We start from the raw sequence: 9,931 nt of genomic DNA on the forward strand, positions 1-9,931 counted from the left end.
GCCGGTGCGTGTCCACCAGGCCAGCACATCCGCCAACGGTTCGTCGTCGGTACGCGACACCCCCAGCCTCCGTACTCGCTAACGCGGCGGGTTGGACAGCTTCAACCCTGCACGACGCAGGTGGCCAGGTGAGCGGCGAGCGCATCCCAGGCAATGCTTTGTTGTTCGCCCTGGCCACGCAGGGGTTTGAAACCTACCACTTGCTGGGCCATTTCGTCGTCACCGAGGATCAGTGCGTACAGCGCACCGCTCTTGTCGGCCTTCTTGAACTGGCTTTTGAAGCTGCCGGCGCCGGCATTGACTTGCAGGCGCAGGTTTGGAAGTTGATCACGAACACGTTCAGCCAGGGCCAGACCGGCCAATTCAGCCTCTTCACCGAAGGCGCAGAGGTAGACGTCGACCTGACGGGAGATTTCTTCCGGGATCTGCTCAAGGGTTTCGAGCATCAGCACCAGACGCTCGATGCCCATGGCGAAACCGACGCCGGTGGTTGGCTTGCCGCCCATCTGCTCGACCAGACCGTCGTAACGGCCGCCCGCGCAGACAGTGCCCTGAGCGCCGAGCTTGTCGGTGACCCATTCGAAAACGGTTTTGCTGTAGTAGTCGAGGCCGCGCACCAGCTTCGTGTTGAGCACGTAAGGAATGCCGACGGCATCCAGACGCGACTTCAAGCCTTCGAAGTGTGCACGCGACTCGTCATCGAGGTAGTCGGCCATTTTCGGCGCATCGACCAGCACCGCTTGAGTCTCGGCATTTTTCGTGTCGAGCACGCGCAGCGGATTGGTTTTCAGGCGACGCTGGCTGTCTTCGTCGAGCTTGTCGTGGTGCGCCGAGAGGTACTCGACCAACGCTTCACGATAACGCCCACGGGATTCGCTGGTGCCCAGGCTGTTGAGTTCGAGCTTGACCGCATCACGGATACCCAGCTCGCCCCACAGGCGCCAGGTCATGATGATCAGTTCGGCGTCGATGTCCGGACCGTCGAGATTGAACACCTCCAGACCGATCTGGTGGAACTGACGATAACGGCCTTTCTGCGGACGCTCGTGGCGGAACATCGGGCCGATGTACCAGAGTTTCTGCACCTGGCCACCGCCAGTGATGCCGTGTTCGAGCACAGCACGCACGCACGCCGCAGTGCCTTCCGGACGCAGGGTCAGGGAATCACCGTTGCGGTCTTCGAAGGTGTACATCTCTTTTTCGACGATGTCGGTCACTTCGCCGATCGAGCGCTTGAACAGCTCGGTGAACTCGACGATCGGCATGCGGATCTGCTTGTAACCGTAGTTATCCAGCAGACGTGCAACGGTGCCCTCGAAATAACGCCATAGCGGGGTCTGTTCGGGCAGGATGTCGTTCATGCCACGAATGGCTTGCAATGACTTGCTCACTTTAAATCCTTAAATTCGTTCGGCTCTTCAGTAAGGGTCAGCCGCGCGCAATTACGGCAGCGTCAGCTTCGACCTTTTCGGCCGCTTTCTGGCGGATCAGCTTTTCCAGGTGATCCACCAGATTTTCATTCGTCAGTTTCTGCGCCGGCTTGCCGTCGATGTAAATCAGGTTTGGCGTGCCGCCGGTCAAGCCGATATGGGCTTCCTTGGCTTCGCCGGGGCCGTTGACCACACAACCGATCACCGCGACATCCAGCGGCACCAGCAGGTCTTCAAGGCGCCCTTCCAGCTCGTTCATGGTTTTCACCACATCGAAGTTCTGCCGCGAGCAGCTCGGGCAGGCGATGAAGTTGATGCCACGGGAACGCAGATGCAAAGATTTGAGAATGTCGTAACCGACCTTCACTTCTTCGACCGGATCGGCCGCCAGCGAGATGCGGATAGTATCGCCAATCCCTTCGGCGAGCAGCATACCTAGGCCCACGGCGGATTTCACTGTGCCCGAACGCAATCCGCCGGCTTCGGTGATGCCGAGGTGCAGCGGCTGGACGATTTCTTTCGCCAGCAAGCGGTAGGCTTCGACGGCCATGAACACGTCGGACGCCTTCACGCTGACCTTGAAGTCCTGGAAATTCAGGCGTTCGAGGTGTTCAACGTGGCGCAGAGCGGACTCAACCAGAGCAGCCGGGGTCGGCTCGCCGTATTTCTTCTGCAGGTCTTTTTCCAGCGAGCCGGCGTTGACGCCGATGCGGATCGGGATCCCGCGATCACGCGCAGCATCGACCACCGCGCGAACACGGTCTTCACGACCGATGTTGCCCGGGTTGATGCGCAGGCAATCCACGCCCAGTTCGGCCACGCGCAGAGCGATCTTGTAGTCGAAGTGGATGTCGGCAACCAGCGGCACTTTGACCAACTGCTTGATCTTGCCGAATGCCTCGGCGGCGTCCATGTCCGGCACCGAAACGCGGACGATGTCGACGCCAGCAGCTTCCAGGCGATTGATTTGCGCAACAGTGGCGGCAACGTCATTGGTGTCGCTGTTGGTCATGCTCTGCACAGCGATAGGCGCATCGCCGCCCACCGGCACATTACCGACCCAGATCTTGCGCGAGACGCGACGTTTGATTGGAGATTCGCCGTGCATGACTTATTGACCCAACTTCAGGCGAGCAGTCTCGCCACTGGTGAACGGAGCGATATCGACCGGCTGGCCGTTGTAGCTAACCTGTGCGGCGCGGGCAACACCCAGACGCACGCTGAGCGGTGGCTTGCCGGAAACGGATACGTTGTCGCCTTTATGCTTCAGACCACTGAACAACACCTTGCCGCGACCATCGGTGACCTGAGCCCAGCAATCGGCGTTGAACTGCAGTTGCACCTGACCGTCGCCAGCAACCGGAGCGGCCGCTTCTGCGGTGGGTGCAGATGCAGCAGGAACGACTGGCGCAGTGACAGTTGGCGCTGGCGTAGCAGGAACGTTTGGCGCTGGCGTGGCCGGAGTGGCGACAACCGGCGCTGGCGAATGTACCGGAGCGGTTGGCGTAGCAACCGGTGCAGTTGGAGCGGTTGCCGGGGCGACCGCTTCAGCACCGGTCGATTCAGCAGTGGTTTCAGACTGAGGCAGGGCCAGCGCAGTCGACGTATCGGCCTGATTGTCCTCGACAGCCTGGTCTTCCGGCTCATCGATCGGGTGAATCTGCGTCGTGCCGTCGGCACCCTCGACTTCAACGTGTTCAGGCGTCAGGCCGATCAGGTCCTTGGTCCGCAGCGAGGTCTGATCCTGCCACCAGACGAAACCACCGCCGATGACCGCAATCAGCAGCAACAAGCTGACGATGCGCAAGATGGTATGGGAAACCCGCACCGGCTCTTCGATACGGCCGAGGGCGTGGACGTTGCTGCCCTGGGAATCGGTGCCGGTGGACTGGTCGAACTGCTGAACCAGAACGGTCTGGTCCATGCCGAGCAACTTGGCGTAGGCGCGAATGTAACCGCGAGCAAACGTGTGCCCCGGCAGCTTGTCGAAAGCGCCGGTTTCCAGATTGCTCAGGGAGGTCACGGTGAGGTTGAGCTTGAGGGCCACTTCGGCCAGCGACCAGCCATTGCTTTCGCGGGCCTGGCGCAGGGTCTCACCGGGATTAACGCGATTCGCTGCTACAACTTCGGGATGCGCCGCTTTCATCATTGCTCCGACAGGTATTGCTGATATTCCGGCGTACCGGGATAGAGTCGTTTTAATTGCAGGCCGTAACTGGCGGCCTTGTCGCGATCTTCAAACACTTTTGCCAGCCGAACGCCGAGCAATAGACTACGTGCATTTTGTTCGGTTAGCAGGCTGAAACGGTCGTAATAGTCACGTGCGGGCACATAATGCCTGTCTTCGAAGGACAACTCAGCCATTTCCAGCAAGGCACGTGGCTGCTGGCGGTTCAAACGCAGGGCCTTTTCCAGCTGTTGCTGCGCCAGATCACGCTGCCCCAGCTTCGAAGCTGTCATGCCGAGGTTCTCGAACACGCGCGAACGCTCAGGATACAGGGTATCGGCGGCGGCCTGTTCAAAACCCTCGTAGGCTTCCTTGTAACGCTGTTCTTCGTAGAGAAAACTGCCGTAGTTATTGAGGATGCGCGCATCGGCGGGACGGGAAGACAAGGCTTTGCGGAAATGCTCGTCAGCAAGTGCTGGCTCCAATTCGGCCTGAAACACCAGCCCGAGGGCCGCGTTGGCGTCGGGATCGGAGCTGTCCAGCTCCAGCGCTTTCTTCAGTGGAACCTTGGCCCGCTCGGTCATGCCTTGCTGCAAGTATCCCAGCCCCAGCTGCACATAGGCAGCCCGCGCTTCATCGCGGCCCTTGCTGGTCTTCATCGGGTTGTAGTCACCCGACAGGACACAACCAGCACACAGGCTGGCCAACAGCAACAGCAGCGCAAAGCGCAGGGACATAGAGATCCTCTCTTAGTTAGTGTTCGCGGCGTTCTGTGCCAGATCGCTGTCGGCGTTCAACTCACGCACGGCGATGTAACGTTCGCTGCGACGGGTGCGATCCAGCACCTGCCCTACCAATTGACCACATGCGGCGTCGATGTCTTCACCACGGGTAGTGCGGACAGTGACGTTGAAACCGGCCTGATGCAACTGATCCTGGAAACGACGGATCGCGTTGTTGCTCGGACGCTCGTACCCGGAATGCGGGAACGGGTTGAACGGAATCAGGTTGATCTTGCACGGAATGTTCTTCAGCAGCTCGACCATCTCGACGGCGTGTTCAACCTTGTCGTTGATGTCTTTGAGCAAGGTGTACTCGATGGTCAGCACTCGCTTCTCGCCCAGAGACGACATGTAGCGCTGGCACGACTCGAGCAGCATCTTAAGCGGATATTTCTTGTTGATCGGCACCAATTGGTTACGCAATGCGTCATTCGGTGCGTGCAGGGACAACGCCAGCGAGACGTCGATGTGCTTGGCCAGCTCATCGATCATCGGCACCACGCCCGAAGTGGACAGGGTTACGCGGCGCTTGGAAATCCCGTAGCCGAGGTCATCCATCATCAGATGCATGGCGGCGACGACGTTGTCGAAGTTCAGCAGCGGCTCACCCATGCCCATCATCACCACGTTGGTGATGGCACGGTCGACGGTTGCCGGGACACTGCCGAAAGATTTGTTGGCAATCCACACCTGGCCGATGACTTCGGCGGCGGTGAGGTTGCTATTGAAGCCTTGCTTGCCGGTGGAGCAGAAACTGCAATCCAGGGCACAGCCTGCCTGGGACGAAACGCACAAGGTGCCGCGCTTGCCCTGCGGAATGTACACGGTCTCGACGCAGCTGCCGGACGCCACACGCACCACCCACTTACGGGTGCCGTCGGTGGAGATGTCCTCGCTGACCACTTCCGGACCACGGACCTCAGCAATAACCTTGAGCTTGTCGCGCAAGGCCTTGCTGACGTTCGTCATGGCGTCGAAATCATCGACACCAAAGTGGTGAATCCATTTCATTACCTGACCGGCACGGAAACGCTTCTCCCCGATTGAGTCGAAGAATTTTTCCATTTCCTGTTGAGTCAGACCCAGCAGGTTGGTTTTTACAGTCGATGTAGTCATGGATTCACCTTCACTCTTAAGCCAATGCTTAGCGAGTGGTTACTTCAGTAGCTGCGAAGAAGTACGAGATTTCACGAGCAGCTGCGGCTTCGGAGTCCGAACCGTGAACAGCGTTGGCGTCGATGGAATCAGCGAAGTCAGCGCGGATGGTGCCGGCAGCAGCTTCTTTAGGGTTGGTAGCGCCCATCAGCTCACGGTTCAGAGCGATAGCGTTTTCGCCTTCCAGAACCTGAACAACAACAGGACCGGAGATCATGAAAGCAACCAGGTCGCCGAAGAAACCACGAGCGCTGTGCTCAGCGTAGAAGCCTTCAGCTTCAGCTTTGGACAGTTGCTTCAGTTTCGAAGCTACAACGCGCAGGCCGGCTTTTTCGAAACGAGTGGTGATTTCGCCGATGACGTTTTTTGCAACAGCGTCAGGCTTGATGATGGAGAAAGTGCGTTGAACAGCCATGGTGTAACTCCAGAAACGGTAATTTGCGAAAAATTAAACCCGCGAATTATACGCGGGTTCTTGGGTATTGCCTAACCTGCGAGGACGATCAGTCCAATTCTTCAGCCCAGAGCGTCTGAACCGCTTCCAACACCTTCTCGCCAACTCGACCAGAGGTATTGTCAAAATCAGGCAGCTCTTTGATCCATTGCTGCAGATCGACGAAATTGACAGAAAACGGATCTACACCCGGCTTGGCCTCGGCCAACTCTTCTGCAATACGTTGAACATCATTCCAACCGTAGCTCATGACAGTCTTACCAGTCAGTGCGGCGCTTCAGCCGCATGGTTAAGCGAATATTTCGGAATTTCGACGGTGATGTCTTCTTCACCAACGATAGCCTGACAGGCCAGACGCGATTGCGCTTCCAGACCCCAGGCACGATCGAGGAAGTCTTCTTCCAGCTCGTCGGCCTCTTCCATCGAGTCGAAACCCTCGCGGATGATGCAGTGGCAGGTGGTGCAAGCGCAGACGCCGCCGCAGGCGCTTTCCATCTCGATGTGGTGTTCGTGGGCCAGTTCGAGAATCGATGTGCCGGGCGCAGCCTCGACCACCATGCCTTCAGGGCAGAACTTCTCGTGGGGCAGAAAAATGACCTGCGGCATCAGATATCCTCGATTTCATTCAGATTGCGCCCCGACAGAGCGGCTTTCACCGTCAGATCCATGCGGCGGGCAGCAAAAGCATCGGTCACTTGCGACAGACGCTTGGTCTGCTGCTCGATGGCGTAACCATCAGTACCTTTCATCAGTTCAGCCAGTTCCTGCAGCTGCAGGTCGATGACCATGCGCTCTTCGGCGTCGAGCAAACGCTCGCCATCAACCTCCAGAGCACCCTGCACAGCTTCGATCAGGCGCTGGGCATCGACTTGCTGCTCGCGCAGAACGCGGGCGACTTTATCGTCATTGGCATGCTGGAACGAATCTTTGAGCATTTTGGCGATTTCGCCGTCGGTCAGACCGTAGGACGGCTTGACCTGAATGCTCGCCTCAACGCCCGAACCCAGTTCACGGGCAGAAACACTAAGCAGACCGTCGGCATCGACCTGGAAGGTCACGCGAATTTTCGCCGCACCCGCCACCATCGCTGGAATGCCACGCAATTCGAAGCGCGCCAGCGAACGGCAGTCACTGATCAGCTCGCGCTCACCCTGCAGGACGTGGATCGCCATGGCTGACTGGCCGTCTTTGTACGTAGTGAAATCCTGTGCGCGAGCGACGGGGATGGTGGTGTTGCGCGGAATCACCTTTTCCATCAAGCCACCCATGGTTTCCAGCCCCAGGGACAGCGGAATCACGTCGAGCAGCAGCAGTTCGCCGCCATCGCGCTTGTTGCCAGCCAGGGTATCGGCCTGAATCGCGGCACCAATGGCCACCACTTGATCCGGGTCGATTTCAGTCAGAGGTTGACGACCGAAGGCTTCGGCAACGGCTTCGCGAACACGCGGCACGCGCGTCGAACCGCCAACCATGACCACAGCATGTACGTCGTCAAGCTCGATGCCGGAATCGCGAACGGCACGGCGGCAGGCTTTCAGGCTGCGCGCGACCATTGGCTCGATCAGCGTATCGAAGGCTTCACGGGTCAGCGGTGCTTTCCAGTCGCCGTAAGCCACTTCAACGCTGGCCGCATCGGTCAGGGCTTCTTTGGCCGCGCAAGCAGTTTGCAGCAGATTGCGTTGTGCGCCCGGATCGAGATCGGCGGACAGGCCCGCGCTCTCGATGATCCAGCCGGCAATCGCGTGATCGAAGTCATCGCCGCCCAGCGCGCTGTCGCCGCCAGTGGCCAGAACCTCGAAAACACCGCCAGTCAGACGCAAAATCGAAATATCGAAGGTACCGCCGCCGAGGTCATAAATCGCGACCAGGCCTTCAGCGTGCTGATCCAGACCGTACGCCACAGCGGCCGCAGTCGGTTCATTGAGCAGACGCAGCACGTTCAGCCCGGCGAGTTTTGCCGCATCTTTGGTGGCTTGACGCTGAGCATCGTCGAAGTAGGCCGGAACGGTAATCACCGCGCCAACCAGTTCGCCGCCCAACGTCGCTTCAGCGCGCTGACGCAGCACCTTGAGGATATCGGCGGAGACTTCGACCGGGCTTTTCGGGCCTTGCACGGTGTCGATGAACGGCATGTGCGATTCGCCACCGACAAAGCGGTATGGCAGTTGCTCGCCCAATTGCTTGACGTCGGACAGACCACGACCCATCAAGCGCTTGACCGACAGCACGGTGTTCAAGGGATCGGAGGCGGCAGCCAGCTTGGCCGACTCGCCGACTTCAACGCGATCAGCGTGATAACGCACAGCGGACGGCAGGATGACCTGCCCGTTTGCGTCGGCCAACGGCTCGGAAAGACCACTGCGCAACGCAGCGACCAGCGAATTGGTAGTGCCCAAGTCGATACCCACAGCCAGACGACGCTGGTGCGGTTGAGGACTTTGGCCGGGTTCGGCGATCTGCAGTAGGGCCATCGTGATAAGGACTTATCTGAATATCAGGCGTGCGACCGGAGCGGCACTCGGTTAATCGTCGAGGCGCTCTTCTAACTGGCGCACTTCGTAGGTGAGCTTGTCGAGGAACTGCATGCGCCGCATCAGGCGTTCGGCCTGTTCGCGTTGCGCCGCATCATTCCAACAGGCTGCGAAGCTTTCGTTGAGTTCTTCCTGAGCCACTTTCAAGCGCCGCTTGAACACCGCGACACCGTCGAGGTCGGCACTGTCCTGGAGGTCTTCAAGCTCTTCGCGCCATTGCATCTGCTGCAGAAGAAACTCGGGATCATGGACAGTGACTTCCATCGGCACTTCATGCCCGCTGATGGTCAGCAGGTAGCGTGCGCGCTGGGCCGGACTCTTGAGCGTCTGATAGGCGTCGTTGAGACGTGCAGACTGCTCGAGTGCCGTCCGCTGCTCACGCTCGGAAGCGTCGGCAAAGCGGTCAGGATGAACGCCGCGCGCCAACTCACGATAGCGCGTGGCCAACTGCTCGAGATCCAGACGGAAACTCGGTTGCAGCTCGAATAAAGCGAAATGACAAGGAATACCCACGACAAGCCTCAGATGTTGAAGCTTTCGCCGCAGCCACACTCACCGCGTACGTTGGGGTTGTTGAACTTGAAGCCTTCGTTCAACCCTTCCTTGACGAAATCGAGCTCGGTGCCGTCCAGGTAGGCGAGGCTTTTCGGGTCGATGATCACTTTTTCGCCGTGACTCTCGAACACCTGATCCTCTGCAACCACCTCGTCGACAAACTCCAGCACGTAGGCAAGGCCGGAACAGCCTGTGGTGCGAACACCCAGACGAATCCCTTCACCTTTGCCGCGCCCGTCGAGGGAGCGCCGCACGTGTCGAGCAGCCGCTTCTGTCATGCTGATAGCCATCGGTGACTCCTTACTCGTCGCCAAATCTTGAAAGTCAGATCAAGCCTTTCTTCTGCTTGTAATCGCGAACTGCCGCTTTGATAGCGTCTTCTGCGAGTACGGAGCAGTGAATTTTCACTGGCGGCAGGGCCAGTTCTTCGGCCAGCTGAGTGTTCTTGATGGTTTCTGCTTCGTCCAGGGTCTTGCCCTTCATCCACTCGGTGGCGAGGGAGCTGGAAGCGATAGCCGAACCGCAGCCGTAGGTCTTGAACTTGGCATCTTCAATGATGCCAGCTTCGTTGACCTTGATCTGCAGGCGCATCACGTCGCCGCACGCCGGAGCGCCGACCATGCCGGTGCCGACATCAGGATCTTCCGCGTTCATCTTGCCGACGTTGCGCGGGTTTTCGTAGTGGTCGATGACCTTTTCGCTGTAAGCCATGATTCTCAATCCTCACTCATCAGGGCCGCTCTTCAGACCCTGCAACTGCGCTGCGTAAACCGCCGCGTCGCTACAGGATCTGTATCCGGCGGCTTGTATTTTTTGTTTGCCGGCCACTCGATTTTCGAGATATGGAATAGTTCTTT

12 protein-coding genes are annotated in these 9,931 nt (G+C 58.8%); all 12 read right to left on the minus strand.

What is annotated here, in order from left to right; translation table 11 throughout:
- Positions 1 to 101: 101 nt before the first annotated feature.
- Positions 102 to 1,391, minus strand: a complete 1,290-nt coding sequence (gene hisS / locus ACIPZE_RS10765; protein WP_129395384.1) for a histidine--tRNA ligase — start codon at positions 1,389 to 1,391, stop codon at positions 102 to 104.
- 37 nt (positions 1,392 to 1,428) lie between these two features.
- Positions 1,429 to 2,538 carry a flavodoxin-dependent (E)-4-hydroxy-3-methylbut-2-enyl-diphosphate synthase gene (ispG, locus tag ACIPZE_RS10770; RefSeq protein WP_042560922.1) on the minus strand — a complete coding sequence of 370 codons (1,110 nt, stop codon included), beginning with the start codon at positions 2,536 to 2,538 and terminating at the stop codon, positions 1,429 to 1,431.
- A gap of 3 nt (positions 2,539 to 2,541) precedes the next feature.
- A complete protein-coding gene (locus tag ACIPZE_RS10775; protein ID WP_400772797.1) occupies positions 2,542 to 3,576 on the minus strand; it encodes a RodZ domain-containing protein in 1,035 nt (344 codons plus the stop codon).
- The gene (gene pilW / locus ACIPZE_RS10780; protein WP_400772799.1) at positions 3,576 to 4,334 is read right to left on the minus strand and encodes a type IV pilus biogenesis/stability protein PilW; all 759 of its coding nucleotides are present in this window, start codon (positions 4,332 to 4,334) and stop codon (positions 3,576 to 3,578) included. The genes ACIPZE_RS10775 and pilW overlap by 1 nt, the downstream gene beginning before the upstream one ends.
- Positions 4,335 to 4,346: 12 nt before the next feature.
- Positions 4,347 to 5,495 (minus strand): 23S rRNA (adenine(2503)-C(2))-methyltransferase RlmN, encoded by a 1,149-nt coding sequence (gene rlmN / locus ACIPZE_RS10785; RefSeq protein WP_008084652.1) that lies wholly within the window; start codon positions 5,493 to 5,495, stop codon positions 4,347 to 4,349.
- Positions 5,496 to 5,523: 28 nt separating this feature from the next.
- Positions 5,524 to 5,949, minus strand: a complete 426-nt coding sequence (gene ndk / locus ACIPZE_RS10790; RefSeq protein WP_007916882.1) for a nucleoside-diphosphate kinase — start codon at positions 5,947 to 5,949, stop codon at positions 5,524 to 5,526.
- Positions 5,950 to 6,037: 88 nt separating this feature from the next.
- Entirely contained in the window at positions 6,038 to 6,238 is a 201-nt protein-coding gene (gene iscX, locus ACIPZE_RS10795) for a Fe-S cluster assembly protein IscX (protein ID WP_008084655.1), read from the minus strand.
- A 14-nt stretch (positions 6,239 to 6,252) separates the two neighbouring features.
- A complete protein-coding gene (gene fdx, locus ACIPZE_RS10800) occupies positions 6,253 to 6,594 on the minus strand; it encodes an ISC system 2Fe-2S type ferredoxin (protein WP_007916885.1) in 342 nt (113 codons plus the stop codon).
- Entirely contained in the window at positions 6,594 to 8,459 is a 1,866-nt protein-coding gene (hscA, locus tag ACIPZE_RS10805) for a Fe-S protein assembly chaperone HscA (RefSeq protein ID WP_283439378.1), read from the minus strand. Before hscA ends, fdx begins: the two co-directional genes overlap by 1 nt.
- A 51-nt stretch (positions 8,460 to 8,510) precedes the next feature.
- Entirely contained in the window at positions 8,511 to 9,032 is a 522-nt protein-coding gene (gene hscB, locus ACIPZE_RS10810; protein ID WP_129395388.1) for a co-chaperone HscB, read from the minus strand.
- A gap of 8 nt (positions 9,033 to 9,040) precedes the next feature.
- Positions 9,041 to 9,364, minus strand: a complete 324-nt coding sequence (gene iscA, locus ACIPZE_RS10815; RefSeq protein ID WP_003227904.1) for an iron-sulfur cluster assembly protein IscA — start codon at positions 9,362 to 9,364, stop codon at positions 9,041 to 9,043.
- A 34-nt stretch (positions 9,365 to 9,398) separates the two neighbouring features.
- Positions 9,399 to 9,785: a Fe-S cluster assembly scaffold IscU gene (gene iscU, locus ACIPZE_RS10820; protein WP_046820395.1), complete on the minus strand. Its 387-nt coding sequence runs from the start codon at positions 9,783 to 9,785 to the stop codon at positions 9,399 to 9,401.
- Between the last annotated feature and the right edge of the window lie 146 nt (positions 9,786 to 9,931).

The organism is Pseudomonas sp. NPDC089741 (assembly GCF_044748825.1).
In the GTDB taxonomy this organism is placed as follows: Bacteria; Pseudomonadota; Gammaproteobacteria; order Pseudomonadales; family Pseudomonadaceae; genus Aquipseudomonas; species Aquipseudomonas helmanticensis.

Coding starts and splice junctions, on each gene's coding strand:
- iscU (WP_046820395.1), bottom strand. CDS start 9,785: ATGGCTTACAGCGAAAAGGTCATCGACCACTACGAAAACCCGCGCAAC.
- iscX (WP_008084655.1), bottom strand. CDS start 6,238: ATGAGCTACGGTTGGAATGATGTTCAACGTATTGCAGAAGAGTTGGCC.
- fdx (WP_007916885.1), bottom strand. CDS start 6,594: ATGCCGCAGGTCATTTTTCTGCCCCACGAGAAGTTCTGCCCTGAAGGC.
- ispG (WP_042560922.1), bottom strand. CDS start 2,538: ATGCACGGCGAATCTCCAATCAAACGTCGCGTCTCGCGCAAGATCTGG.
- ndk (WP_007916882.1), bottom strand. CDS start 5,949: ATGGCTGTTCAACGCACTTTCTCCATCATCAAGCCTGACGCTGTTGCA.
- pilW (WP_400772799.1), bottom strand. CDS start 4,334: ATGTCCCTGCGCTTTGCGCTGCTGTTGCTGTTGGCCAGCCTGTGTGCT.
- rlmN (WP_008084652.1), bottom strand. CDS start 5,495: ATGACTACATCGACTGTAAAAACCAACCTGCTGGGTCTGACTCAACAG.
- iscA (WP_003227904.1), bottom strand. CDS start 9,364: ATGGCTATCAGCATGACAGAAGCGGCTGCTCGACACGTGCGGCGCTCC.
- ACIPZE_RS10775 (WP_400772797.1), bottom strand. CDS start 3,576: ATGAAAGCGGCGCATCCCGAAGTTGTAGCAGCGAATCGCGTTAATCCC.
- hscA (WP_283439378.1), bottom strand. CDS start 8,459: ATGGCCCTACTGCAGATCGCCGAACCCGGCCAAAGTCCTCAACCGCAC.